The following is a 24,828-nucleotide window of genomic DNA, read 5'->3' on the forward strand; positions in this document are numbered from 1 at the left end:
GGCTGTGGCGGTTGCCGGGCCAGCGATTTCATCGCAGCCCGGCGGCCGCCACTCCCGTCTTTCGCCTGGAATCCCCCAACGCAGCTGAAGGAACTTATGGACGTCATCATTGAAAACCTCCCCCAGTATTGGGACGGTTTTCTCCGAACCCTCTTCCTGTCCCTGATCTCGGGGATTATCGCCTTGATTTTCGGTACCGTGCTGGCGGCCGCCCGCGTCTCGCCCGTTGCCGCGCTGCGCGGCTTCAGCATGGTGTACGTCGAGATCGTCCGGAATACCCCGCTGACCATCGCATTCTTCTTCGCGGCGGTGGTTCTGCCCCGCCTCGGCGTCACGTTCCAGCAGTTCGAGGTCGCCGCCATCATCGCCCTGAGCGCCTACACCTCGGCCTTCATCGCCGAGGCCGTGCGCTCCGGCGTCAACAGCGTCCCGGTGGGCCAGGCGGAGGCCGCCCGCAGCATCGGCATGAAGTTCAGCCAGGTGCTCTCCCTGATCATCCTGCCGCAGGCCCTGCGCACGGTGATCCCGCCGTTGATCAACATCCTGATCGCCCTGGTCAAGAACTCCTCTGTAGCCGGCGCGTTCTATGTGCTGGAACTCTTCGGCCAAGGCAAGCAGCTCGCCAACGCCAACGGCGACGCCGTCATGTGGGTTCTGGTCGGCGTCGCATTCTTCTACCTGCTGATAACCATCCCGCTTGGCTACCTCGCCAGTGTCGTTGAACGAAAGGTGGCAATCGCGCGATGAGCTCTGTTCTCTACGACGTCCCAGGCCCCAAGGCCCGCCGGGTTTCGCTGATCGGTTCCATCATCGGCGTCATCGTGATCGGCGGCCTTCTCGTCCTGGCGGTCATGACCCTCGCCCAGCAGGGAATCTTCGACCCCAAACGCTGGGCGGTCTTTCAGCTGCCCGAGGTCTGGGCCCTGATCGCCGCCGGCATCGGCGCCACGCTCGCCGCCGCGGCGGTGGCGGCGGTGATTGCCTTCCCGCTGGGCCTGCTCCTGTGCCTGCTGCGCATCTCGGACAACGCCTGGGTCAGGGTGCCCACCCGGGTCGTGCTGGAATTCCTGCGCGGCATGCCCGTTGTGCTCATGATGCTGTTCGTGCTGCTCGTCTTTGCCACCAGCTCGTTCGTTGCAGTCGTGGCCGGCCTGGTCCTGTACAACTCGGCGATTTTTGCCGAGATCATCCGCGCCGGAGTCCAGTCGCTGCCCAAGGGCCAGCGTGAGGCCGGCCTGGCGATCGGCCTGACGAGCTTCCAGTCCCGGCTGACCATCGAGCTGCCGCAGGCCATCCGGCGCATGCTGCCGTCGCTGGTCGCGCAGCTCGTGGTGCTGCTGAAGGACACGTCGCTCGGCTACATCGTCGCCTACGGCGAGCTGCTCCGGGCCGTGCAGGTCATGGCGGACTTCCTGGGCCCGCAGTACCTGTTCCCGGTGTTCTTCGTGGCCGCGGCCATCTACATCGCGATCGACCTGGCGGTCTCCCGCCTGGCCATCTGGCTCGAACGCCGAGGCTCCAAGCGGGCCGCCGGTGGCGTGGCGCACGTGCCGGTCGCCGGGATTCCGGCCGCAAAGTAAAACCGTCCCACCCACAAAGGGTCCGGAACCTCTCGGAGGTTCCGGACCCTTTGTACGTTGTGCCCTATTTCCTGGGCGTTGCGCCCTATTTCTGGGCGTTGTGTCCCGCGTGTTGTGTTCTGGGCGTTGCTAGGCGCTGAGCCAGGTCCGCAGGGCCCGCAGGCATTCGCGGATGGCGTCCGCCTCGACGTGCTCGTTGTCCTTGTGCGCCAGCAGCGCATCGCCGGGTCCAAAGTTCACCGCGGGGATGCCCAGTTCGCTGAAGCGTGCGACGTCGGTCCAGCCGTACTTGGGCTTCGGTGCCGCGCCGACGGCGGCGATAAAGGACGCCGCCGCGGGGTGGTGCAGCCCGGGCCGCGCGCCGGCCGCGCTGTCGGTGCGCACGACGTCGAATCCGTCCAGCAGTTCGCGCACGACGGCCTCGGCCCCGTCCGGGGTCTTGTCCGGCGCGAAGCGGTAGTTGATTTCCACGACGCACCGGTCCGGAATGACGTTTCCGGCCGTGCCGCCGTGGATCTTCACGGCGTTGAGGCTTTCGCGGTAGTCCAGGCCGTCAACCGTCACGGTTTGCGGTTCATACGCCGCCAGCCGGGCCAGGATCGGTGCCGCGGCGTGGATGGCGTTGCTGCCCATCCAGGCCCGGGCCGAGTGGGCAGCCTCGCCGTTCGTGGTCACCTCGAAGCGGCTGGTGCCGTTGCAGCCGCCCTCCACCGTCCCGTCGGTCGGCTCGAGCAGGATCGCGAAGTCCCCGCCGAGCAGGGATCCGTGATTGCGCACCAGACGGCCCAGGCCGCTCTTCACAGCCTCGACTTCCTCATGGTCGTAGAAGACGAACGTGACGTCCTTGCCTGGCTCCGCCCCGCCGTCGAACACGGTGGCCGCCAGCGCCAGCTGCACGGCGACGCCGCCCTTCATGTCGGTGGCGCCGCGGCCGTAGAGGATCCCCTCTCCCGGGGCCCCGGATGGCCAGTACGCCGGCACGGTCCCGAGCGAGCCCTCGGTGGTGGGCAGCGGCACGGTGTCCAGGTGGCCGGCAAGGATGACGCGCTCGGGGCGGCCGAGGTTGGTGCGGGCGATGATCGAATCGCCGTCGCGGACCACCTCAAGCTGCGCCACCTGGCGGAGGGCATGCTCCACGGCGTCAGCGAGCACCGTCTCGTTGCCGGAGACGCTGTTGATGTCAATCAGGGCGGCCGTGAGCAGGGCAACGTCCTGGCGGAGGTCCAGATGGACCGGTGTACGGACGGGGACGCTGGCGGTGGCACTGGCAGGGGTGCGCGGGTTCGTGGGGGTCACCGTCCCACTTTATCTGTTTGCCTCCCCGTCCCAACTGACTCGCTGCGGGCGCCGTTTTCAGTCGCCTAAGGGGCCCCCGCTGCGCGTCGGTCGGGTTGTCATGAGTTTCAGCGCCCGAGGGGCCTCTCGTTAGACTTGGGCCATGACTGAATCTGCTGCTTCCGCTGTGCCCACCGACGCCCGCTCTGCCTTCGGCTACGGGGTGGCCACTGTGTCCACCCGCAACGGTGACGACACCGTGCTGGACGTATGGTTTCCGGCGCCGGCGCTCGGAGTCGCCGCGGCGAACCTGCACGACGTGGAGAACGCGGACCAGTCGCTGATCGACATCGCCGCAACCGGCATCGACCCGGACCGCGGCACCGAGCAGAAGGTTGTCTTTGCCCAGATCAACCTGGACGAAGCGCCCGCGGACACGGCGGACGCCTACCTTCGCCTGCACCTGCTCTCCCACCGGCTCGTCCAGCCCAACACCATCAACCTTGACGGCATCTTCGGCAAGCTCCCCAACGTGGTGTGGACCAACTTCGGCCCCGCAGCCGTGGAGGACTTCGAGCTGACCCGGGCGCGCCTGCGCAAGCGCGGTACCGTCACCGTGTTCGGTGTGGACAAGTTCCCGCGCATGGTCGATTACGTGGTTCCGTCCGGCGTCCGGATCGCCGACGCCGACCGGGTACGGCTCGGTGCGCACCTGGCCGAGGGAACCACCGTCATGCACGAGGGCTTCGTGAACTTCAATGCCGGAACCCTGGGCACCTCCATGGTTGAGGGCCGGATCTCGGCCGGCGTCGTCGCCGGTGACGGGTCCGACGTCGGCGGCGGGGCCTCGATCATGGGAACCCTCTCCGGTGGCGGCAAGGAAAAGATCGCCATCGGTGAGCGGGTCCTCCTCGGCGCCAACTCCGGCGTTGGCATCAGCCTTGGCGATGACTCTGTGGTGGAGGCAGGGCTCTACGTCACCGCCGGCACACGCGTCCGTGTCATCAGCCCGCGGGATGCCGAAGGCGAAGACACCAGCCGGGTCGTCAAGGCCGTGGAGCTTTCCGGGGTTCCGAACCTGCTCTTCCGCCGCAACTCCGCCACCGGCGCGGTCGAGGCACTCCCCCGCAAGGGCCAGACCGTGGAGCTCAACGCGGACCTGCACGCCAACTGACCGCACCGGCTGGTACGGTATGGCGGGCGGCGAAGACCGCGCGGGCGGCCCGAGCCGCCCCGACGAAAAAGCCGATGACGCAGCCCGCTGGGGCCTGAGGGAGTATTTTCGTGGCACGACGAGGGAGCTGGCGGCGCCGGATCGTCCTTCTGCTGACCCTTGCGATGGTCGCGGGCGGCATCTACACCGCGGTGGCGTTCCTGCAGCGATCGGAGACGTTGATCACCGAACGCTGCACGGCCGCGGGCAGCGGGGGCGATGACCTCGCCACCGACCAGGCGGCCAATGCCTCCCTCATCACCGCCGTCGCGGTCCGGCGGGGGCTTCCCGCCCGGGCCGCCAGCATTGCGCTGGCCACCTCGATGCAGGAATCCAAACTGCGCAACATCGGCCATGGTGACCAGGCCGGTCCCGACTCCCGCGGATTATTCCAGCAGCGTCCGTCCCAGGGCTGGGGCACCACGGCGCAGGTCATGGACCCGTACCACGCCAGCAACGCGTTCTACGATGCGCTCGTCGAGGTCTCCGGGTACGAGTCGCTGGAGATCACCGTTGCCGCCCAGCGCGTCCAGCGCTCGGCGTACCCGGAAGCCTATGCCCAGCATGAGGTCATGGCCCGCGCCTTCGCCTCCGCCCTGAGCGGCCAGACGCCCGCAGGCCTGGACTGCTCGCTGCGCTCCCCCGACGCCGCCGGGGATCCTGCCGCCGTCACCGCAGGGCTGACCGCTGCGCTGGGGGACGTCCCGGCGACCACCACCGGCCGTACCCTGCTCGTGGAGGCCGAAGGCACCCAGGCCTGGGCTGTGGGGCAGTGGGCCGTGGCCAACGCCAAAGAGCTCGAAATCACCAGCGTGGAGGTCGAGGGCCGCGCCTGGAACCGGCAGTCCCGCGACGGCTGGCAGCCGGCTCAAGTCCCGGCCGGCCAGGTCAGGGTTACCGTCGCAGACGCCCCCGGCACCTGACCGCTACCGGGGGTCAGTTGGCAGCGGGGTCAGTTGCCACCGGGTCAGTTGCCAGCGGGTTCAGCCGTCACCGGGCGGGCTCAGACGAGGAGATCGACCACCGGCTGCACGTAGCTGCGGAACAGCTCCGGCTGGGACAACAGCTCGTGGCTCATGATGATCTTGTCGGGCTCGAGATACCAGGCCCGCGGCTCCGCAAGCGGGAGCTCGATGATCGTCAGGCCGAAATCCTTTGAAGCCCGTCCCACGTCAAGCAGGCGGTCCTCCACCATGTCGGCCAGCAGCTCGTTGTTGCCGTTGGCTTCGCGCTCCGCCTCGAGGGCCCCGTATTCCGCGAGGCGTTCCCGGGCCCACGTCAAAGCGGCCCCGAAGTGGGCCTGCAGCACGCGCCGGAGGGCCGGCGAATTGCTGAACGCACGGAAGCCCGGGGGGGAGAGCTCGGGGGACATTTCCGGGTGGTCTTTCAGCAGCTGTTCCCACCAGGCCTCCCATTCGGTCTTGAGCGCAGACGGGCCGCCAACCTCGGCGATCAGGTGGGAGTGGTCCGAGGCGCGGATCTTCGGTGCCGCATGGCAGAGCGCCGGGTGTCCCGCGGTGTCCAAGCCGGCGGCGTCACGAACGTAGAGGGCAATGAGCATGGGACCAGAAGTATCCATTGTGATCCGCCAGCCTGGTCCGCCGGTGTGGTGCATCCGATTGCCTCCTTGGCAAGACGTACGATCTCAGTCTATTCCTGTTGTTATGAGGCGTTAACGGCTGGCTGCCCGGCCGCCAGCCGGCCGTCCAGGCCCGCCAGGTGGGCTTCGAGCACATCCTGGCACATCAGGGCCGTCATCCACTCGGGCTGCAGAAGGACGTGCATCGTCAGACCGTCCAGGACTGCCAGCAGCAGTTCCGCTTCGGTAACGAGCACCTGCTGCTCGAGGCCGGCGCCGTCATCGGCGTCAGCCGCAGCATCGACAGAAGCAGCCCCGGCCAGGCCCAGGATGAGCCCGCCCACGACGGCGGCCACCGCCCGGTGGCTGCGGTCGGCCTCGGTGGCCAGGAACGGCCTTGTCCGGGCGGCATTCTTGAAGGCCATCCAGACGCAGGCATCAACCGCCCGTTCCTCGTCCAGCGGAAGAAACTCACCCAGCAGCGCCAGGACGGCCGCATGCCGCTCCCCTGACCCCGGCGGCGTATCGCCCAGCCGGGAGTCCGCGTCGGTGAGGCGGCCCACGATCCGGTCCACCACCACGGCGAACGCGTGGGTCAACAGCTCGTCGCTGCTGGCGAAATAGTGCCGCACCGAGCCGACGGCCAGCTGTGCTTCATCTGCGACTTCCCGCAGCGAGGCCCGCTCGAGACCATCGGTTGCGATGATCCGGAAGACTGCGTCAACTATTTCCTGGCGCCGGATTACGGCGTCGACAAATTTAGGCACTGGTCTTTTTTAGCACGTCCGTGCCGCTGCCGCCCCGGGGCACACCGGTTCCACCGGGGACGTGGCGCGGGTCACAGCGGCGCGGGTCACAGCGGCATGGGTCACAGCCGCGCGGTGGCCCCATGGGAACGACGCCGGCCGCGCACCTCAACAAAAGGGACGTAGAGCTGGCGCGGGCGGCCAATCTTGGTGTTGGGGTCGCTGATCATCTCGCGCCACTGGGCGATCCAGCCCGGCAGGCGCCCGATTGCGAACAGCACGGTGAACATCTTCTCGGGGAAGCCCATGGCCTTGTAGATCAGGCCGGTGTAGAAGTCCACGTTGGGGTAGAGCTTGCGCTGGATGAAGTAGTCATCGCCCAGGGCTTTCTCTTCAAGGCGCATGGCGATGTCGAGGAGCTCGTCGTTTCCGCCGAGCTTGCTCAGGACCTCGTGGGCCGTGGCCTTGATGATCTTGGCGCGGGGGTCGTAGTTCTTGTAGACGCGGTGCCCGAAGCCCATGAGGCGGACGCCGTCTTCCTTGTTCTTGACCTTCTCCATGTAGTCCTCGGGCTTGATGCCGTCGGCCTGGATCTGGCGCAGCATCTTCAGGACGGCCTCGTTGGCACCGCCGTGGGCGGGGCCGAAGAGGGCATTGATGCCGGCGGAGACGGAGGCGAACAGGTTCGCGTTCGAAGAGCCGACCAGGCGGACGGTGGACGTCGAGCAGTTCTGCTCGTGGTCAGCGTGCAGGATCAGGAGCAGGTCCAGGGCCTTGGCGATGACCGGGTCCACCTCGTACTGCTCGGCCGGCAGGCCAAAGCTCAGGCGCAGGAAGTTCTCCACCAGGTTCATGGAGTTGTCCGGGTACAGCATGGGCTGCCCGATCGACTTCTTGTGGGCGTAGGCCGCGATGACCGGCATCTTGGCCATGAGCCGGATGGTGGACACCTCCACCTGCTCGGCGTTGAACGGATCCAGCGAGTCCTGGTAGAACGTGGAGAGCGCCGACACGGCCGAGGACAGCACCGGCATCGGGTGGGCGTCACGGGGGAAGCCGCTGAAGAAGCCCTTGAGCTCCTCGTGCAGCAGGGTGTGGTGGCGGATCCGCTGGTCGAAGGACTCCAGCTCGGTGGGGGTCGGCAGGTTGCCGTAGATCAGCAGGTAGGAGACTTCCAGGAAGCTCGAGTGCTGGGCCAGCTGTTCGATCGGGTAGCCGCGGTAGCGCAGGATGCCGGCGTCACCGTCGATGTAGGTGATAGCCGAGGTGGTGGCCGCGGTGTTCATGAAACCGGGGTCGAAGGCGACGGCGCCGGTCTGCTTCAGCAGCTTGGAAACGTCGTAGCCTTCGTTCCCTTCTACAACCTTGATGCGCGGGAGTTCGAGTTCGCCGCCGGCATGGCGCAGGGTTGCGCTGGTGGTTTCAGTCATGGAGTCTCCTCATGAGGCATCGGGGCCTCTGTCGAAAGCTGGTCCAACATCTGGTGAAGCTGCCCGCGGATCCTGTGCGGACAGGATTTCCAAAGGCTGCGCTGCCTTCTTGTGGAAAGCCACCATTGATCGTCAGTTAAAAAGTACCTTCACTTCGCGGGTGGCACTAATCCGGGGGGCCTGCAAAGCGCCAAAAACGCGCCACATGTGGTACGCGTCACAGCATTGTTACGCTTAGGGGGCCAGCCGCGACACGGCGGCGTCGATCCTTTCGTCGCCGGCGGTCAGCGCCACCCGGATGAACCCGTTGCCGGCGTCGCCGTAGAAGACCCCGGGGCCGACGACGATACCGCGGTCCGCGAGCCGGCCCACGGTGTCCCACGTCGCCTCGCCGGCGGTGGCCCACAGATAAAGGCCGGCCCTCGATTCATGGATTGCCAGGCCGAAACCCTCCAGCGCGGGCACGATCCGTTCCCGCCGGCCCCGGTACAGGTCTTTCTGGGCCTGGACGTGGGCGTCGTCGCCGAGGGCCACCCGCATCGCTTCCTGGACCGGATAGGGAACAATCATTCCGGCGTGTTTGCGGCTGTTGACCAGGTTCGCCATGATCACCGGATCGCCGGCGACGAATGCCGCCCGGTAGCCGGCCACGTTGGACTGTTTGCTCAGCGAATAGACGGCGAGCAGGCCATCGTGGGAGCCCTCTGCGACCTGGGGATCCAGGATGCTGGGGACCGGGGTGCCGCCGCGCTGGACGTCCCACTCCCCCCAGCCGAGTTCGGCGTAGCATTCGTCGGACGCGACGACGGCGCCGAGTTCGCGGGCCTGCCGGACGATCTGCCGCAGCGACGCGATGTCCCGCACGCTGCCGGTGGGGTTGGCCGGTGAGTTGACCCAGACCAGGCGCACACGGGCCCGGGTGCCGGCGTCGAGCTCGTCGAGGTTGTCGGCGGCGACCTGCTCCGCACCGGCGAAAGTGGCCCCGATGTCATAGGTGGGGTACGCAACCGTGGGGCGGACGACGACGTCGCCCGGCTTCAGGCCGAGCAGGAAAGGCAGCCACGCGACGAGTTCCTTGGAACCGACCGTCGGCATCACATGCTGCGGATCGAGCCCGGGGACGCCGCGCCGGCGCGCAAACCAGCCGGCGATGGCCTCCCGCAGGGCCGGCGTCCCGTGGACCGTGGGATAGCCGGGGGCGTCCGCGGCGGCGCGCAGCGCCTCCTGGATCAGGGCCGGCGTGGGGTCCACAGGGGTTCCGATGGAAAGGTTGACGGCTCCTTCCGCGTGCCGGGCTGCCGTTGCGAGATATGGCGCCATGGCCTCCCACGGGTAGTCGGGCAGGCTCAGGCCGAAAGTGCGCACCGCGGATGTCACCGTAGTGCCGTCCTAGTTGTCTTGGTTCTGCGGCGGCAGGGCGGCGATCATGGGGTGGTCAGTGTGGGTGTTCCCGACCTTCGCGGCGCCGCCCGGGGACCCGAGTTCGTCGAAGAACTCGACGTTGGCCTTGTAGTAGTCGGCCCATTCTTCGGGGGTGTCGTCCTCGTAGTAGATCGCCTCCACGGGGCAGACCGGCTCACAGGCACCGCAGTCCACGCACTCGTCGGGGTGGATGTACAGGGAACGCTCACCCTCGTAAATGCAATCGACGGGGCACTCCTCAATGCATGCCTTGTCTTTGACATCTACACACGGCTGCGCGATTACGTACGTCACGTCCCTGGCCTCTCCACGTTGGTTCCGGCGACCGGCCGGATGATTTCCAGGCCCTGAGCCGGGCTGCTGACTTCTGAGCCTATTATCTCCCAGCCTGTTCCCGCGAACCTAGCCGGACGTCACACAGGCTCCGCGTCTTACTATGATCTGATGAGCTCGCCTTTGCCCTTGCCCCAGCAGTTCCTCGCCGCCGCCCCGCTCGGGACCCGCGTTGTGGTCCGGTACAGGATCGACGGCGGCCTGACGGATGCCCTCGGCGAGCTCGTGGACCGCGCCGACGGCGTGTGCACCGTCCGCACCCGCCGCTCCGACGTCGTCATTGCACTGCCGCTTGTCGTGGCAGCCAAGGAAGTCCCGCCGACCCCGCCGCGCCGCGCCCCGCGGGTGCAGGAGCCCTGACCAGCGGTTCCGGGGTGGGTGCGTCGGTGGTTGCGTCCAGGGGACATGCTCTCCGCACCACCCGACCAATGGACATGCCCTCCCCTACCGGCCAACCACGCACATGCCCAGCCCCACCCCCGGCCACCAATGGACATGCCCTCCCCTCGCTGCTGGAGATGGACATTTCGGCGCCATACTCATCGCCGCCAGCCAGGGTGGGACATGTCCAGTGGTGGGCTAACGGAACAAGGGACATGTTCAGTGGTGCGCTAAAGGAACAAGGGACATGTTCAGTGGTGGACTAGCGGAACAAGGGACATGTCCAGTGTCAATTAGACAGAGCACGGGACAGTTCCAGAGGAGGATTGGCGCGGTGCAAGACCACAGTGCCGAGGCGCATCGCAAGGGCCCACGAAACTGGGCGTCGAGTCTGGGCTCTAGGCTGCGGCAGCCAGCCTGTTCAGGGCTTCCCGGACCATGTTGATGAAATCCTCGGGATGGTCCCTCAGCAGCGGGTACGTCACAACGAGAGTCGGGATTCCCCGGCGCGTGGTGACGTTCCACCGCCGCCGGTCTTCCTCAAAGCTCGCCTTGTCCATGTGGAATCCGGCCCCGTCAGTCTCGATGCCGAGGCGGCCATCGACCATCAGGTCCAAGTGTCCCATCCCCGGAACGTTGACCTGCGATTCAACATGGAAGCCGGCCCGCCGCAGCAGGAACCTGGCCAGGCACTCAATGAGCGACTGCGACTGCGGGACAATCGCCGACAGCATCCGGCGCTCCCGGGAGTCGTTCCGGCCATCGAGCCGCTGACGCAACGAACCCAGCGGGAGCCCCTTCAGCACGACGGCGGATTCGGCGATGATCAGCCCGTCAGGTTCGGGTAAGCAGCGCAAGCATTGGATGACCGTGTCTAGGAGCGTCGGTGGCACGGAAGCGCGGTGGCAGACGAAGCCCTGGTAGCTCCTGCTGTGGGTGAGGGCTACATGCGGCCGGGCCGGGGCGTTGAGAACCCACAGCCCGCTGAAGTGGGCCGCGGTGACGCACGCGGGCTCCGCTGGAAGCGAGCGAATGGAAATCAGCTGCGCATCCGCACCGGGCAACGCATAAACGCCGCGGGCTACGCGGGACACGGATCCCGAGGCCATCGCCGACTTGAGCTGAAAATCGGAGACCCCCGCCGCGGCAATGTACTTGGCGCGCGCGACGCCGTCATAATTCGAAAGCACCTCGATGATGTTGGCCATTCACCCATGGTGGAGCCGCACACTGCACCCGGATAGTCACATCCCGCGCTATGTGGAAACCTGCCCAGGCCAGGCCAGGCCTGGCCTGGCCTGGGCCGCGGCAAGCTCGGGCCAAAGCGAAGACTGGACATGTCCCGCGGACGAGCCCTGCGCCGGACATAATGCCATTGTGCCCACTCGAGCGAACGAAAAATGGGCATGTCCCCGGACGGGATGGGTGAGCTGGACTGGCCCAATCATGAGGACTGGAYATGTCCCGCGGACGAGCCCTGCGCCGGACAYAATGCCATTGTGCCCACTCGAGCGAACGAAAAATGGGCATGTCCCGCGTGGGGAGCAGCGGCAATGGGGCCCAGTCTTAGCCGGTCATCACCAGCCCTAGCCAGTCATCACCCGTCCTGGCCAGTCGTCACCGGCCCTAGCCGGTCTGCCTCCTGTAGCGCCGGCACCAGGCGAGCATGGCCACGGTGATGCCTGCGATGCCGAAGACCCAGATATTGCCTGCGGCGTCGCCGATGACCAGGCGCTTGCCCGCTTCCAGGGTGGACCACCAGCCGGTCAGCGCGTAGCAGAGAACTCCGCAGGCCGCCGTCGGGACGACTGAACGGAACGCCGCCCCCAGCCACAACTGAACCGAGCCCAGCAGCACGAGCGCCGCGACGGCGCCCCACGGGAGCTCCACGCCGCCCAAGACCAGGTCGTGGCGGTGCAGGGCGGTGCCGGCCAGGGCAACAAAAAGAGCTGCCGGTACGGCGGCCGCAATGCCGCCTGCCGTACCGGCAGCTCTCTTATTCACGTTGTGGCGGAAGCCCGGAGACCGGGATCAGACCTTGGCGCGGGCGCGGTTGGCCTTGGCACGCTCGTTGGTGTCCAGGATGACCTTGCGGATGCGGATTGAATCCGGGGTAACCTCAACGCATTCGTCTTCGCGGGCGAATTCGAGGGACTCTTCGAGGGTCAGGTCGCGCGGCGGCGTCAGGTTCTCGAAGGTGTCCGAGGAGGCTGCACGCATGTTGGTGAGCTTCTTTTCCTTCGTGATGTTCACGTCCATGTCGTCGGCGCGGGAGTTCTCGCCCACGATCATGCCCTCGTACACCTCGGAGGTGGGCTTGACGAAGAAGGAGCCACGTTCCTGCAGGTTGATCATGGCGAACGGGGTCACAACACCGGCGCGGTCGGCGATCATCGAACCGTTGGTGCGGTACTCGATGGGGCCGGCCCACGGCTCGTAGCCTTCGGAGATGGAGGCGGCGATGCCGGCGCCGCGGGTGTCCGTGAGGAACTTGGTGCGGAACCCGATCAGGCCACGGGCCGGAACGATGAACTCCATGCGGCACCAGCCGGTGCCGTGGTTGGCCATGTTGGTCATGCGACCCTTGCGGGCGGCCATCAGCTGGGTGACGGCGCCGAGGTACTCTTCGGGCACGTCGATGGTCATGTGCTCCATCGGCTCGTGGACCTTGCCGTCGACGGTCTTGGTGACCACCTGCGGCTTGCCGACGGTCAGTTCAAAGCCTTCGCGGCGCATCTGCTCGACCAGGATGGCCAGTGCGAGCTCGCCACGGCCCTGGACTTCCCAGGCGTCGGGACGCTCGGTGGGGAGAACCTTGATGGAGACGTTACCGATCAGTTCCTTGTCGAGGCGGTCCTTGACCTGGCGGGCCGTGACCTTGGCGCCCTTGACCTTGCCGGCCAGCGGCGAGGTGTTGATACCGATGGTCATGGAGATGGCCGGGTCGTCAACCGTGATCAGCGGCAGCGGCTGCGGGTTCTCGGCGTCGGTCAGGGTCTCGCCGATGGTGATTTCCTCGATGCCGGCAACAGCAACGATTTCGCCGGGGCCGGCGGATTCCGCGGGAACACGGTCGAGTGCCTTGGTGGCCAGCAGTTCGGTGATCTTGACGTTCTTCAGCTCACCGTTAGCACGTGCCCAAGCGACGGTCTGGCCCTTGCGCAGGGTGCCGTTGTAGATACGCAGCAGCGCCAGGCGGCCCAGGAACGGGGAGGCGTCCAGGTTGGTGACGTGCGCCTGCAGGACACCGTTCGGGTTGTAAGTCGGGGCCGGGATGTGCTCGATGATGGCCTTGAAGAGCGGCTCGAGGTCCTCGTTTTCGGGGGCGCTGCCGTCGGCGGGCTGCTCGAGGGAGGCGCGGCCGACCTTGGCGGCGGCGTAAACAACCGGAACGTTCAGGATCTTGTCCAGGTCGAGGTCCGGAACTTCGTCGGCGAGGTCGGAGGCCAGGCCCAGGAGCAGATCCATGGACTCGTGGACAACTTCTTCGATCCGCGCGTCGGGGCGGTCGGTCTTGTTGACCAGGAGGATCACCGGCAAGTGCGCGGCGAGAGCCTTGCGCAGCACGAAGCGGGTCTGGGGCAGCGGGCCCTCAGAGGCATCGACGAGGAGGACGACGCCGTCGACCATGGACAGGCCGCGCTCCACCTCGCCACCGAAGTCGGCGTGGCCGGGGGTGTCGATGACGTTGATGGTGATGGTTTCGCCGTTGGAGGACGGTCCGTTGTAGGCCACCGTGGTGTTCTTGGCCAGGATGGTGATGCCCTTTTCGCGTTCCAGGTCACCGGAGTCCATGACGCGGTCTTCGAGGTGGTTGTGCTCGGCAAAGGAGTTGGTCTGCTTGAGCATGGCGTCGACCAGCGTGGTCTTGCCGTGGTCAACGTGGGCCACGATCGCGACGTTGCGCAGGTCACTGCGCGATGCAGTGGCTACCGCGGTGTTGGTGGTGGTTTCAGACATGCGTTATTGCTCGATTCAGTGGTGAAGTCAGCTGTGGTATCGCGACATTTCCAACCGGAACGCACGACAGATAAGTCCCTTTGGCACAGGGCACCTACTACCATTCTAAACGCTAGGTCATTTATTGGCCTAAAATGCGGATCGGCGACCGGCGGCCGCGCCGTCGCCAGAGCAGGACGGGCGCACGGAAGTGGTCTATTACGTGTGAGTAAAGTCACTGGATTTTCCGGGGCCCATGCACCATCATTGCTCTGATAGCAGCAAGCAAGCCCGGAGACATTCATGCGAAACGCCTCGGCCCTGTCCCGCTTCGTCGCAATGATGATCGCCACCGGCGTTGTTCTTGGCGGCTGCGGGCAGGCCTCTTATTCACCTGCGCCCGACTCGGGCTCTTCCGAAGTCGGCTCTTCCGACGCGGGATCATCAGAGGCGGGATCTTCGGGCGCGCCAATGACCGGCAGCGGGTCCGGAGCGGCCATTGGCGCGGGAGTGCCGGTCGCGGCCGGATCCGCGGCGAAGACACGCATCGGGTCCACCATCGACCCCGCCGCCCTGCCGAGCGGCTCGACCTACCGCAATCCTGACAACGGCCGCAACGAGATCATCGTCAAGGACACCAGCAATATTGCCGTGCTGATTGGCGACTCACAGTCGGAACCGGCCTATGGCTGGCCCAGGCAGGGTCTGGCCGCGGCTGGGTACAAAGTTTTCTTCTGTGGCCGGGGCGGCACCGGTTTCGTGGCGTCCAACGGCAAGACCGGCAACTACATTGACGCGCTCCAGCGCGGCGACTGGAAACTTCCGTACGGCGCTCCTCCCCTCGTGGTGATTGAAGGCGGCGGGAACGATGCCGCACGCGGCGCCTCCGACGCGCAGATCGTCGCCAACGCGGAACGGCTGATCGCGAGCATCCAGCAGCGTTACCCCGCGGCCCGGATGCTCATGGTGGGCACACTCGGGCGCGGCGCGCATTACGGCGGAGGACGCCGGAGCGAGGTGGACGCGCTTCTGGGGCGGGTGGCGGACCGTCACGGGCTGCCGTTCGTCAGCGCGGGCGACTGGCTCACCCGGTACAACCTGACAGGCTCGATGGCGGACCGTGTCCACCTGAACCGGCAGGGCCACGCGGCCCTGGGCGCCGTTTTCGGCCAGCGGCTGCAGTCCATGGGGTTTGACTACGCTGACCCGGGCATGCTCGCCGGCTTGTCCCACTACGCAGGACGGGCCGCTGGCGCCGGGTTGTCCCACTAGCGCAGGGCCGGCCACTACGCAGTACGGACCACCACGCGGACGGACCACAGCACAGCAAAGGAGCCGGTGTCCGCCCCCAAGGGGAGGACACCGGCTCCTTTGCTGCCAGCTGCTGCCAGGTGCTGCTAGCGGCGGACTCGTTCAAGCCCTACGGAAGGCAGCCGCTCAGGCCACGTCCATTTCCGGCGGCAGCATGAGGCCGGCGCCGGGGATGGCGTTGAGCAGCGCCCGGGTGTAGTCCTGCTGCGGCGCCTCGAAGACGTCGTCCGTTGAGCCCGTTTCCACCAGCTTGCCCTTCTCCATGACGCACACGCGGTCGGCGATCTGCCGGACCACCGCGAGGTCGTGGGTGATGAACAGGTAGGTCAGGCCGAGACGGGACTGCAGTTCGGCGAGCAGGTTCAGCACCTGCGCCTGCACCAGCACATCCAGTGCCGAGACAGCCTCGTCGCAGATGATCACTTCGGGGTCCAGGGCCAGGGCGCGGGCGATCGCGACTCGCTGGCGCTGGCCGCCGGAGAGCTCGTTCGGGTACCGCTGCATGGTGGACTGCGGCAATGCCACCTGGTCCAGCAGTTCCCGGACCTTCTTCTCGCGGCTGGCCTTGTCCCCGATCCTGTGGGTCCGCAGCGGTTCCTCGATGGTCCGGAAGATGTTGTACATCGGGTCCAGGGAACCGTACGGGTCCTGGAAGATCGGCTGCACCCGGCGCCTGAAGGCGAAGAGCTCTTTGCTGTTCAGCGTGGAGGTGTCCACGCCGTCGAAGACGATCTTGCCGGAGGTCGGCGTCAGGAGGTTCAGGACCATCTGCGCCACCGTGGACTTGCCGGAGCCCGACTCCCCCACGATCGCCGTCGTGGTTCCCCGCTTGACGTTAAAGGAGATGTCGTCGACGGCGGTGAAGTCCGTGGACTTGCCCAGGCCCGAACGCAGCTTGAAGACCTTCCTGAGGTTCTGGATCTGCAGGACGTCGTCGGACTTGGCCGGCACGACCACGCCGGTCTCGCTCGGGGCGAGCATGTCGTCGGTTTCCACGCCGAGTTCCTTGGCGGCCTGGATGCGCCGGGACGCCAGCGACGGCGCCGAGGCGACCAGCCGCTGGGTGTACGGGTGCTGCGGGTTCTGCAGCAGCTCCAGCGAGGGCCCGGATTCGACAACCTGGCCGCGGTACATGACCACCACCTGGTCGGCACGCTCGGCGGCGAGGCCGAGGTCGTGCGTGATCAGCAGCACCGCGGTGCCCAGTTCCGTGGTCATCTTGTCCAGGTGATCAAGGATCTGGCGCTGCACGGTCACATCGAGCGCCGACGTCGGCTCGTCCGCGATGAGCAGGCGCGGCTGGCAGGCGAGCCCGATCGCGATCAGCGCGCGCTGGCGCATGCCGCCGGAGAACTCGTGGGGGTACTGCTTGGCGCGGCTGCCGGCGTCGGGCAGCCCGGCCTGGGACAGGACCTTGGCGACGTCGTCGGGGCCGCTCGGGAGTCCGTTGGCCTTCAGCGTCTCGCGGACCTGGTCACCGATCTTCCACACCGGGTTGAGGTTGGACATCGGGTCCTGCGGGACCATGCCAATGCTGTTGCCGCGGAGATCGATCATCCGCTTTTCGCTGGCGTTGGAGATGTCCTCGCCGTCGAACAGGATCTGGCCTGCCGTGACGCGCCCGTTGCCCGGGAGCAGGCCGATGGCAGCCAGCGCGGTGGTGGACTTGCCGGAACCCGACTCGCCCACAATCGCGACGGTTTCGCCCGGCATGACGGTGAGGCGGGCGTTGCGGACGGCGTTGACCTCGCCGTTGCTGGTGGTGAACCCGATGGCCAGGTCCTTGATTTCAAGCAGCGGGCGCTCAGTGGCGTACCCAGCTTCCTGGAAGTCAACAGAGGCGCTCATGGTGTCCCCTTTCATCGCTTGCGGGCTTTGGGATCGAGGGCATCACGCAGGGCATCGCCCAGCATGATGAAGCTCAGGACGGTGATGGACAGCGCGATGGCCGGGTAAAGCAGCGGCATCGGGTTGGACCGGAGCGAGGCCTGCGCCGCCTGGATGTCGTTGCCCCAGGACATGACGCTGGGCGGCAGCCCGATGCCCAGGAAGGACAGCGTGGATTCGGCCACGATGAACGTACCCAGGGAGATAGTGGCCACGACGATGATCGGGGCCAGCGAGTTCGGCATCACGTGGCGCATGAGGGCGCCGAACTTCGAGACGCCCAGCGAGCGGGCGGCCGTGACGAAGTCGGCGTTCCGGACCTCGATGACGGCGCCGCGGGTAATGCGGGCAATCTGCGGCCAGCCGAAGATGACCAGGATGAGCACCAGGGTCCACACGGTCTTGTTCGTCCGGAACATCGGCAGCTGCATCATCACGATCGCGCCCAGGATCAGGGGCAGGGCGAAGAAGATGTCATTGATGCGGGCCAGGACCGAGTCGATCCAGCCGCCGTAATAGCCGGCGACGGCCCCCAGGATGCCGCCGATCAGCAGCACTCCGATGGTGGTGAAGAGGCCCACCGTCACGGAGGACCGCGTACCGAAGATGACACGGGCGTAGACGTCGCAGCCCTGCTGGGTGAAGCCCAGCGGGTGGCCCGCGGCGGGGCCTGCGTCGGAGTTGGCCAGCTGGCAGGCTTCCGAGGTCGGGTCGATCTGCGAGAAGAATCCCGGGAAGACGGAGACCGCGACGACCACAAGGATCAGGAACGCTGAGATCAGGAACAGCGGCTGCTTGCGCAGGTTCTTCCAGGCCTCGCCCCACAGGCTCAGCGGTGCGGCTTCGTCCTTGACCCGGTCCGTTACCTGGAGCGGGGTCTCGGAGACATCGGCCACGAAGTGCTCGGTCCGGCGGACCGGGCGGCGGGAATCGGAGTGCCGAGCGGTGGTGGTGTTATCAGGAGTCATAACGGATCCTCGGGTCAAGCCAGCCGTAAAGCAGGTCAACGAGCAGGTTGGAGAGGCAGTAGATCAGCACCAGGACGGTGACGATCGAGACCACCGTGGGCCCTTCCCCGGACAGCACGGCCCGGTAGAGCCGGTTGCCTACGCCCGGGACGTTGAAGATGCCTTCCGTGACGATTGCCCCGCCCATCAAAGCGCCGAGGTCGGCGCCCAGGAACGTAATGACGGGAATCAGGGAGTTGCGCAGGATGTGGACGCGGACCACCTGGAACCGGGAAAGGCCCTTGGCGGTGGCAGTGCGCACATAGTCGGCGTTCATGTTTTCGATGACGGACGTGCGGGTCAGGCGCAGGACATAGGCGAACGATCCCAGTCCCAGCACGATCGCCGGCAGGATGAGGTCCGGGATGGTCGCCGCGGAGCTGACGGTCGGCTTGGCCCAGCCGAGCTGGACGCCGATGGTGAACTGCAGCAGGAAGCCCAGGACGAAGATCGGGATGCCGATCACGACCAGGGACGCGACCAGGACGGTGGCGTCAAAGAGCTTGCCCTTGCGCAGGCCGGCGATGAGGCCGAAAACGATGCCGAAAAAGGCCTCGAAGATCAGCGCCATGATGGCCAGCCGCGCCGTGACGGGGAAGACCTCGCCGAGCACGGCGGCGATGGGGCGTCCGGAGAAGTCCTGGCCCAGGTCAAACGTGAAGATGCTCTTGAGGTAGAGCAGGTATTGCATCCAGAACGGCTGGTCCAGGTGGTACTGCATGCGCAGCTTCGCTGCCACCGCCTCGTTCACCGGCTTGTCGCCGAACAGGGCCACGATGGGGTCACCGGGCAGGCTGAAGACCAGGAAATAGACCAGCAGTGTTGCGCCCAGGAAGACGGGAATCAGTTGTAGGAAACGCTTGAGGATGTATGTCGACATCAGCGAGTCACACCCTCGTTGGCAGGCATCCTGTCCAGGGATGCGGCGGAGTTGTTCATCAAAGAACCTTTTCACTATGGATGCAGGCCGGCGCCGGTTCACTCACGGCGGCAGGGCTGCGAAAAGTTCGCCCGAAAGAGCCGGGCATCAAGAGAATAAATGGAGGGGAAGCACGACGACGGCGGAGGCCCCAGTATGGGCGGCCCCCGCCGTCGTTTTGTTGTTACTTACCGGTTACGTTGTAGTACAGCGGGACGCCGTCCCAGCCGTAGTCGACGTTGGTGACCTTGTCGCTCCAGCCGCCCTGGGCAACCTGGTACCACAGGGGGATGGCCGGCAGGTCCGTCAGGAGGATCTCCTGGGCCTTGTTCATGGCCTTGTTGCCGTCGCTGACCGACGCGGCGTTCAGGCCGTCAGAGATGGCCTTGTCGAACGTCGGGTTGGCGTAGCTGGCGTCGTTGGAGCCGGCACCGGTCTTGTAGATCGGGCCGAGGAAGTTGTACAGCGACGGGTAGTCTGCCTGCCAGCCGGCACGGATGGAGCCGGTGAGGGTCTTGGCGGTGGCGTCGTTGCGGGCTTCCTTGAAGGTGGCGTACGGCTTGCCTTCAACCTTGATGCCGAGCGTGTTCTTGAGCTGGTTGACTACAGCCTCAACCCAGGCCTTGTGTCCGCCCTTGTCGGCGTTGTAGGCAATGGTGAAGGTCTTGTTCGCGTCCCACTTCTGGATCGCGTCGGCCTTGGCCCAAGCTTCCTTGGCCTTGTCGGCGTTGAAAGTCAGGTTCTCAGCTCCGGCGATCGAGTCGCTGTAGCCGTCAAGCACGGGGGCCGTGAAATCCTTGGCAGGCTGGCGTGCGCCGTTGAAGATCACCTTGGTGATCTCTTCGCGGTTGATCGCCATGGAGATCGCCTGGCGGCGGAGCTTGCCGGCCTCGCCGCTCCATTCCGGCAGGTATTCCGGGATGGCGATGGTCTGGTTGCCGGCGTACGGCTTGTTGATGGTGCGCTCGCCAAGGTCAGACTTGAAGTTCTTCAGCGCGCTGGTCGGGATCGTCTGCAGGATGTCCAGGTTGTTGGACATCAGGTCCTGGTAAGCGGAGTCGTCGTTCTGGTAGATCTTGAACGTCACGCCGGCGTTCTTGGCCTTGCGCGGGCCGCTGTAGTCCGGGTTCGGAACGAGCTGGATCTGCACGTTGTGCTGCCAGCCGCCGTCCGCGAGCTTGTACGGGCCGTTGCCGACCGGCTTCTCGCCGAAGCCCTTCGGGTCCTTCAGGGCACCGGAGGGAACCGGAACAAACGCGGTGTAGCCCAGGCGAAGCGGCCAGTCAGATTCCGGCTGCTTGAGTTCCACGGTGAACGTCTGGTCGTCAACGACCTTCAGGCCGGACATGGTCTCGACCGTGGAGCCTTCTGCGCTGGCTTCGTCGTAGCCCTTGATGCTCTCGAAGAAGCCACCGCTGAGCTGGGCGTTCTTGGCTGCGGCACCGAAGTTCCAGGAATCGACGAAGGACTTGGCCGTGATGGCCTCGCCGTTCGTGAACTTCTGGTCCTTCTTGACCTTGATGGTGAAGTGCTGGCCGTCCTTGCCCTCGATGGACTCGGCGAGTTCGTTGACCGGCTTGCCGCTGGGGTCGTAGCTGACCAGGCCCGCGAAGATCATGTCGATGACCTTGCCGCCGCCGACTTCGTTGGTGTCGGCGGGCATGAGGGGACGCTGGGGTTCGGAGCCGTCGGCGAGGATCACTTTGCTGGTGTCGCCGCCGGTACTGCCGCTACCGGTCGCGGAGCCGCTGGCACCGCATCCGGTCAGGGCGAGGGCGGCGATAGCCACCATGCCCAGTGCTTTGGAAGTGCGCGAAAAACGCATTCCGCCTCCTATGAGTTGTGGGAGTTCGTGAGGGAAAAACTTATGCTTCCCCGTAAGCAGGCACAGGGGTATCCCCTGTGACGTGGCCTACATATGGAAGTAGCCTAGCCCTAAACCGTCCAAATGTTGGAACTCTGTTGCCAAACCGTGATCCGACAATCTCATGACGATTAACGTCAAGCGGAGTGTATTTCAAGTCACACGCTACCGACTGGTAGTATTCGCCCGCCGTGTGACCTGGGTTACCCGCGGTTAACTGGAATCCGCCGGATTTTCCCCCATTTTCCAGCCCTGCAAATAAGCCTCAGCTCGCCCCGGACAGCAACTGCGCGCGCAGCTCGCGGCGCTCGCGCTGCTTGTCCGGATCCGGCAACGGAACCGCCGCCAAAAGCCGCTGGGTGTAGGGCTCCTGGGGGTTGCGGAGGATCTGGTCCCGGGTCCCCTGCTCCACGATCCTGCCGCGCTGCATGACACAGATCCGGTCCGCGAGCACGTCCACCACCGCGAGGTCGTGGGTGACGAACAGGCAGGCGAACCCCAGTTCCTTTTGCAGGTTCTGGAACAGATCGAGCACCTTGGCCTGGACGGAGACATCGAGGGCGGAGGTGGGCTCGTCGGCGACCATGAGCTTCGGCTTGAGCGAGAGGGCACGGGCGATCCCCACGCGCTGTTTCTGCCCGCCGGAGAGCTCGTGCGGGTAGCGGTTGCGGTAGTTCCGCGGCAGCTCGACCTGGTCAAGGAGCGCCTCGATCCGTTGCTGCAGTTCGGCCCCCTTCGCGGCCTTTGCCAGGAACATCGGCTCCCCGATGCTTTCCCCGATGGGCAGCCTGGGGTTAAGGGACGACGACGGATCCTGGAACACCATGCCGACATGCCGGCGCATCTCGTGGAGCTGCCGGCCGTTCCTCTTGGCAGCGGAAATGTCCTGCCCGACGACGCGCATGGTGCCTGCCGCCACCGGCAGCAGGCCGACGGCGGCCCGGCCGATGGTGGTCTTGCCGGAACCCGACTCGCCGACGAGGCCGACCACCTGTCCGGGATAGATGACCAGGTTGGCCCCTTCCACGGCTCGGAAGGCCGGCACCCGGCCCTGTTTCGGGTACTCGATGGCGACATCGGTGAGCTCCAGGACCGGCTCCCCCTTCGGCTTGGCCGCCTCGGCCGCGGCCAGGGCGGCGGCGTTTTCGCGCTCGCGCCGGATCAGCTCGTCTTCCGGAATGGACAGGATCTCGGCGTGGGTCGCGGCGGCGAGGGCGGCGGTGACGTCCACGTCCGCCGCGGAATCCGCGCCGCCCTGTCCCAGGTGAGGGACCGCAGCCAGCAGCGCCCGGGTGTATTCGTGCTGCGGGTTGTGGAAGATCTGCGCTGCCGTACCTGTCTCCACGATGACGCCCCTGCGCATGACCGCGATCCGGTCGGCGAGGTCGGCCACCACCCCCATGTCGTGGGTGATGAGCACAATGGCGCTGTCCAGTTTGTTCCGCAGGTTGCGCATGAGGTCAAGGATTTCGGCCTGGACGGTCACGTCGAGGGCCGTGGTCGGCTCATCGGCGATGAGCAGCTTCGGGTCGCAGGAGAGCGACTGCGCGATCATGGCGCGCTGGCGCTGGCCGCCGGAAAGCTGGTGCGGATAAGACCGGAAGGCCTTCTCCGGATCGGGCAGTTCGACAAGTTCCAGCATCCGCAGGGCCCGGAGCCTCGCTTCTTCCGGGGAAACTTCATTGTGCAGACGTACAGTTTCCACAATCTGCGACCCCACGGTGTAGACCGGGTTCAGGGCCGTCATCGGCTCCTGGAAGATCACCGCGACGTCCTTGCCGCGCACTGCGCGGATATTGGCCTCATTGGTCCCGAGCAGCTCACGGCCGGCGAGCTTGACACTTCCTGTCACACGGCTGTTACTCGGCAGCAGGCCAAGCAGAGCCATCGAACTGGCGCTCTTTCCGGACCCGGACTCCCCCACGATGGCGAGCACTTCGCCGGCCCGGACCTCGTAGTTCAGGCCGATCGCGGCCGGGACCCATTTCTTGTCCACGCCGAAATCCACGCTGAGGTCCCGTACCTCCAGGACGGTTTCACCTTTGCCGGGTACGGGTGAGGCCGGCGGATCGAGGGTGATGAAGTCAGTCATGATGGGCTATCCTTCCGTCGGGCCGCCGGTGCACCGGGGATTAGTGCTGCGGCTCGGAATACTGAATTATTGGGGGCATGAGCTCTACGCCGCACGCCGGAAATGTTGAAGTCTTCAAAGCACGAACCAACAAATGGTTCGCGTTGCTGTCCTGGGCGGTGGCCGCGTTCGGTGTCGTGGTCACAGTCGTCATGGCGGGTCCGGGGGCGCTGGGCGGCGTCGCCCCGCTGGCCTTCATCGCTTTCATGGGCTGGCAACTGTTCTGGATGCCGTCCGTTGTAGTCCACGACGCCGGCGTCACCCTGGAAAATCCGTTCCGCTCGATTGAGGTGCCGTGGGCCGCGCTGGTGCACGTCGATACCCGCTTTGCACTGACGCTGGTCACCGCCGAGAAGAGCTACACGTCCTGGGCCGCGCCCGCCCCCGGCATCTGGGGCGGCCGCCACGCCCGCCCGGAGGACCTCCACGGCCTGCCGGCAACCACCTACGGTCCCGGCAAGTCGGTCCGCCCGGGAGATCTGAAGACCACGGACTCCGGCCAGGCTGCCATGCTGGTGCGGGCCAGGTGGCATGACCTGGTGGAAGGCGGGCAGCTCGCCGCCGGCGACGCCGCCAGCACCGCCGCAACCGTGACCGTCCGCTGGGTGGCGATTGGCGCCGTCGTACTGCTCCTGGCGGCGAGCTACCTGGCGATTACCGCCGGCTAGATCGGTCCTGCAGGGGGCCGGCACCTACTGGCCCCGTGTTCCGTCAGCAGGCCCGTCGTCGCGGGGATCCTTGGGCGCGGAAGCGTCGAGGCCAGTGCCGGCGCCCGCCTGCACGGCCGGATCCCCATGATCCTTCGCCTTCTTGGCGTTGAACTTCTTCTGCCGCGGGTCGAACGCGTCCCGAAGGCCGTCACCGATGAAGTTGATGCTGAGGCAGATCAGCACGATGAACATGCCCGGGAACCAGAAGAGCCAGGGCCGTGTAGCGAAGGCCTGCTGGTTCTGCGAGATGAGCAGGCCCAGGGACGTGTCCGGGGCCTTGACGCCGACGCCGAGGTAGCTCAGCGCCGTTTCGGTGAGGATCGCGGCGGACATGGTCAGTGTCACGTTCACGATCAGCACGCCGACGGCGTTGGGCAGGATGTGCTTGAAGATGATCCTGGCATTGCTGGCGCCGGAAATCCGGGCCGCATCCACGAACTCGCGTTCGCGCAGGGACAGGAATTCGCCGCGCATCAGCCGGGCCAGCGCGACCCAGCTGATCAGGCCCAGGAAGATTCCGAGCGCCAGGACGCCGTTGGTGCTGGCGAAGGAGGCGAACCAGCTCCCCTGGTCCCGGCGGCCGGCGAGCTGCGCCATGACGGCGGCCAGCAGCAGGGCGGGAATGATGATGATGACGTCGGTCAGGCGCATCAGGATGGCCTCGGACCAGCCGCGGAAGTAGCCGGAAATGGCACCGACCACGATGCCGATCAGTCCGGCGATGAGGCCGATCACGATCATGATGGTGATGGACTGCTGCGCGCCGCGCATGGTCATGGCGAAGACGTCCCGGCCGATCCGGTCCTGGCCGAACGGATGCTCACCCCAGGCCAGCGGCCACAACGAGGAGGTGGGTGCGCCACCGTTGACCAGGGGGGAGACTTCCTCGTGCGTGTACTTCCACCAGCCGGGGATACCCAGGTAGCCCACGGAAGTGAACGCCAGGATGAAGATGAAGGCGAACACCACGAGGCCGATAATGGCGCCGGAGTGTCCGAGGAAACGCTTCCGGACGATCTGGCCCTGGCTGAGGCCCTTGGCCTCAAGGACCGGCTCAATGCCGGCCGCGGCTGATATCCGCGAGGCTTCGTCTTCGGCCAT

General features: G+C 66.2%; 22 protein-coding genes. 7 read left to right on the top strand and 15 right to left on the bottom strand.

Annotated features, from left to right (window positions below; all coding sequences use genetic code 11):
- Positions 1–96 precede the first annotated feature (96 nt).
- Entirely contained in the window at positions 97–747 is a 651-nt protein-coding gene (locus tag AC1DXI_RS16670; RefSeq protein ID WP_476939530.1) for an amino acid ABC transporter permease, read from the top strand.
- Positions 744–1,580 carry an amino acid ABC transporter permease gene (locus tag AC1DXI_RS16675; protein WP_018773813.1) on the top strand — a complete coding sequence of 279 codons (837 nt, stop codon included), beginning with the start codon at positions 744–746 and terminating at the stop codon, positions 1,578–1,580. The genes AC1DXI_RS16670 and AC1DXI_RS16675 overlap by 4 nt, the downstream gene beginning before the upstream one ends.
- 129 nt (positions 1,581–1,709) lie before the next feature.
- Here the strand turns inward: AC1DXI_RS16675 and dapE are convergent, their stop codons facing one another.
- Positions 1,710–2,807: a succinyl-diaminopimelate desuccinylase gene (gene dapE / locus AC1DXI_RS16680; protein ID WP_476939622.1), complete on the bottom strand. Its 1,098-nt coding sequence runs from the start codon at positions 2,805–2,807 to the stop codon at positions 1,710–1,712.
- A 211-nt stretch (positions 2,808–3,018) separates the two neighbouring features.
- Between dapE and dapD the strand changes: the two genes are divergently transcribed.
- Positions 3,019–4,029, top strand: a complete 1,011-nt coding sequence (gene dapD, locus AC1DXI_RS16685; protein ID WP_476939531.1) for a 2,3,4,5-tetrahydropyridine-2,6-dicarboxylate N-succinyltransferase — start codon at positions 3,019–3,021, stop codon at positions 4,027–4,029.
- A gap of 110 nt (positions 4,030–4,139) precedes the next feature.
- A complete protein-coding gene (locus AC1DXI_RS16690) occupies positions 4,140–4,991 on the top strand; it encodes a hypothetical protein (RefSeq protein WP_476939532.1) in 852 nt (283 codons plus the stop codon).
- Positions 4,992–5,071: 80 nt separating this feature from the next.
- Here AC1DXI_RS16690 and AC1DXI_RS16695 read toward each other — a convergent pair whose 3' ends face one another.
- From AC1DXI_RS16695 to fdxA, 5 genes are all read right to left on the bottom strand, one after another.
- Positions 5,072–5,683: a hypothetical protein gene (locus AC1DXI_RS16695; RefSeq protein ID WP_476939533.1), complete on the bottom strand. Its 612-nt coding sequence runs from the start codon at positions 5,681–5,683 to the stop codon at positions 5,072–5,074.
- Between the two features lie 47 nt (positions 5,684–5,730).
- Complete coding sequence (locus tag AC1DXI_RS16700; protein WP_476939534.1) at positions 5,731–6,414, bottom strand: TetR/AcrR family transcriptional regulator; 684 nt, start codon at positions 6,412–6,414, stop codon at positions 5,731–5,733.
- A gap of 101 nt (positions 6,415–6,515) precedes the next feature.
- Positions 6,516–7,823, bottom strand: a complete 1,308-nt coding sequence (locus tag AC1DXI_RS16705; RefSeq protein WP_476939535.1) for a citrate synthase — start codon at positions 7,821–7,823, stop codon at positions 6,516–6,518.
- Between the two features lie 234 nt (positions 7,824–8,057).
- Positions 8,058–9,200, bottom strand: a complete 1,143-nt coding sequence (dapC, locus tag AC1DXI_RS16710) for a succinyldiaminopimelate transaminase (RefSeq protein ID WP_476939536.1) — start codon at positions 9,198–9,200, stop codon at positions 8,058–8,060.
- Between the two features lie 12 nt (positions 9,201–9,212).
- Entirely contained in the window at positions 9,213–9,539 is a 327-nt protein-coding gene (gene fdxA, locus AC1DXI_RS16715) for a ferredoxin (protein WP_026266493.1), read from the bottom strand.
- Between the two features lie 150 nt (positions 9,540–9,689).
- On the opposite strand from fdxA, the gene AC1DXI_RS16720 reads away from it, so the two are divergent.
- On the top strand, positions 9,690–9,938 hold the full coding sequence (locus AC1DXI_RS16720) for a putative acetyltransferase (RefSeq protein ID WP_476939537.1): 249 nt from the start codon (positions 9,690–9,692) through the stop codon (positions 9,936–9,938).
- Positions 9,939–10,357: 419 nt separating this feature from the next.
- Here the strand turns inward: AC1DXI_RS16720 and AC1DXI_RS16725 are convergent, their stop codons facing one another.
- The 3 genes from AC1DXI_RS16725 to typA all read right to left on the bottom strand — a co-directional run bounded on the left by AC1DXI_RS16725 (position 10,358) and on the right by typA (position 13,919).
- Positions 10,358–11,167 (bottom strand): type IV toxin-antitoxin system AbiEi family antitoxin domain-containing protein, encoded by an 810-nt coding sequence (locus tag AC1DXI_RS16725; protein WP_476939538.1) that lies wholly within the window; start codon positions 11,165–11,167, stop codon positions 10,358–10,360.
- Between the two features lie 418 nt (positions 11,168–11,585).
- Complete coding sequence (locus AC1DXI_RS16730; protein WP_476939539.1) at positions 11,586–11,963, bottom strand: hypothetical protein; 378 nt, start codon at positions 11,961–11,963, stop codon at positions 11,586–11,588.
- Between the two features lie 27 nt (positions 11,964–11,990).
- Positions 11,991–13,919 carry a translational GTPase TypA gene (gene typA, locus AC1DXI_RS16735; RefSeq protein WP_476939540.1) on the bottom strand — a complete coding sequence of 643 codons (1,929 nt, stop codon included), beginning with the start codon at positions 13,917–13,919 and terminating at the stop codon, positions 11,991–11,993.
- Between the two features lie 282 nt (positions 13,920–14,201).
- On the opposite strand from typA, the gene AC1DXI_RS16740 reads away from it, so the two are divergent.
- Positions 14,202–15,170, top strand: coding sequence for an SGNH/GDSL hydrolase family protein (locus AC1DXI_RS16740; protein WP_476939541.1), 969 nt, complete (start codon positions 14,202–14,204; stop codon positions 15,168–15,170).
- A gap of 165 nt (positions 15,171–15,335) precedes the next feature.
- On the opposite strand, the gene AC1DXI_RS16745 is transcribed toward AC1DXI_RS16740, so the two are convergent.
- The 5 genes from AC1DXI_RS16745 to AC1DXI_RS16765 form a co-directional block, all read right to left on the bottom strand.
- A complete protein-coding gene (locus tag AC1DXI_RS16745; RefSeq protein ID WP_476939542.1) occupies positions 15,336–17,057 on the bottom strand; it encodes an ABC transporter ATP-binding protein in 1,722 nt (573 codons plus the stop codon).
- A gap of 11 nt (positions 17,058–17,068) precedes the next feature.
- Positions 17,069–18,064, bottom strand: a complete 996-nt coding sequence (locus tag AC1DXI_RS16750; protein ID WP_476939543.1) for an ABC transporter permease — start codon at positions 18,062–18,064, stop codon at positions 17,069–17,071.
- The gene (locus AC1DXI_RS16755; RefSeq protein ID WP_018773796.1) at positions 18,054–18,983 is read right to left on the bottom strand and encodes an ABC transporter permease; all 930 of its coding nucleotides are present in this window, start codon (positions 18,981–18,983) and stop codon (positions 18,054–18,056) included. The genes AC1DXI_RS16750 and AC1DXI_RS16755 overlap by 11 nt, the downstream gene beginning before the upstream one ends.
- Before the next feature lie 223 nt (positions 18,984–19,206).
- Positions 19,207–20,847: a peptide ABC transporter substrate-binding protein gene (locus AC1DXI_RS16760; protein ID WP_476939544.1), complete on the bottom strand. Its 1,641-nt coding sequence runs from the start codon at positions 20,845–20,847 to the stop codon at positions 19,207–19,209.
- A 304-nt stretch (positions 20,848–21,151) separates the two neighbouring features.
- Positions 21,152–22,978, bottom strand: coding sequence for an ABC transporter ATP-binding protein (locus tag AC1DXI_RS16765; protein WP_476939545.1), 1,827 nt, complete (start codon positions 22,976–22,978; stop codon positions 21,152–21,154).
- Positions 22,979–23,055: 77 nt separating this feature from the next.
- On the opposite strand from AC1DXI_RS16765, the gene AC1DXI_RS16770 reads away from it, so the two are divergent.
- Complete coding sequence (locus AC1DXI_RS16770; protein WP_018773793.1) at positions 23,056–23,685, top strand: PH domain-containing protein; 630 nt, start codon at positions 23,056–23,058, stop codon at positions 23,683–23,685.
- Between the two features lie 24 nt (positions 23,686–23,709).
- Here AC1DXI_RS16770 and AC1DXI_RS16775 read toward each other — a convergent pair whose 3' ends face one another.
- The gene (locus tag AC1DXI_RS16775; protein WP_476939623.1) at positions 23,710–24,828 is read right to left on the bottom strand and encodes an ABC transporter permease; all 1,119 of its coding nucleotides are present in this window, start codon (positions 24,826–24,828) and stop codon (positions 23,710–23,712) included.

Source organism: Arthrobacter sp. P1_H7 (genome assembly GCF_056405215.1).

What these genes read in the sequence shown, in the direction of transcription:
- AC1DXI_RS16740 (WP_476939541.1), top strand. Translation starts at nt 14,202, where the DNA reads ATGCGAAACGCCTCGGCCCTGTCCCGCTTCGTCGCAATGATGATCGCC.
- AC1DXI_RS16695 (WP_476939533.1), bottom strand. Translation starts at nt 5,683, where the DNA reads ATGCACCACACCGGCGGACCAGGCTGGCGGATCACAATGGATACTTCT.
- AC1DXI_RS16770 (WP_018773793.1), top strand. Translation starts at nt 23,056, where the DNA reads ATGAGCTCTACGCCGCACGCCGGAAATGTTGAAGTCTTCAAAGCACGA.
- AC1DXI_RS16675 (WP_018773813.1), top strand. Translation starts at nt 744, where the DNA reads ATGAGCTCTGTTCTCTACGACGTCCCAGGCCCCAAGGCCCGCCGGGTT.
- AC1DXI_RS16745 (WP_476939542.1), bottom strand. Translation starts at nt 17,057, where the DNA reads ATGAGCGCCTCTGTTGACTTCCAGGAAGCTGGGTACGCCACTGAGCGC.
- dapD (WP_476939531.1), top strand. Translation starts at nt 3,019, where the DNA reads ATGACTGAATCTGCTGCTTCCGCTGTGCCCACCGACGCCCGCTCTGCC.
- AC1DXI_RS16705 (WP_476939535.1), bottom strand. Translation starts at nt 7,823, where the DNA reads ATGACTGAAACCACCAGCGCAACCCTGCGCCATGCCGGCGGCGAACTC.
- AC1DXI_RS16765 (WP_476939545.1), bottom strand. Translation starts at nt 22,978, where the DNA reads ATGACTGACTTCATCACCCTCGATCCGCCGGCCTCACCCGTACCCGGC.
- AC1DXI_RS16720 (WP_476939537.1), top strand. Translation starts at nt 9,690, where the DNA reads ATGAGCTCGCCTTTGCCCTTGCCCCAGCAGTTCCTCGCCGCCGCCCCG.
- typA (WP_476939540.1), bottom strand. Translation starts at nt 13,919, where the DNA reads ATGTCTGAAACCACCACCAACACCGCGGTAGCCACTGCATCGCGCAGT.
- AC1DXI_RS16755 (WP_018773796.1), bottom strand. Translation starts at nt 18,983, where the DNA reads ATGTCGACATACATCCTCAAGCGTTTCCTACAACTGATTCCCGTCTTC.
- AC1DXI_RS16750 (WP_476939543.1), bottom strand. Translation starts at nt 18,064, where the DNA reads ATGACTCCTGATAACACCACCACCGCTCGGCACTCCGATTCCCGCCGC.
- AC1DXI_RS16775 (WP_476939623.1), bottom strand. Translation starts at nt 24,828, where the DNA reads ATGGCCGAAGACGAAGCCTCGCGGATATCAGCCGCGGCCGGCATTGAG.
- AC1DXI_RS16670 (WP_476939530.1), top strand. Translation starts at nt 97, where the DNA reads ATGGACGTCATCATTGAAAACCTCCCCCAGTATTGGGACGGTTTTCTC.
- AC1DXI_RS16760 (WP_476939544.1), bottom strand. Translation starts at nt 20,847, where the DNA reads ATGCGTTTTTCGCGCACTTCCAAAGCACTGGGCATGGTGGCTATCGCC.
- AC1DXI_RS16725 (WP_476939538.1), bottom strand. Translation starts at nt 11,167, where the DNA reads ATGGCCAACATCATCGAGGTGCTTTCGAATTATGACGGCGTCGCGCGC.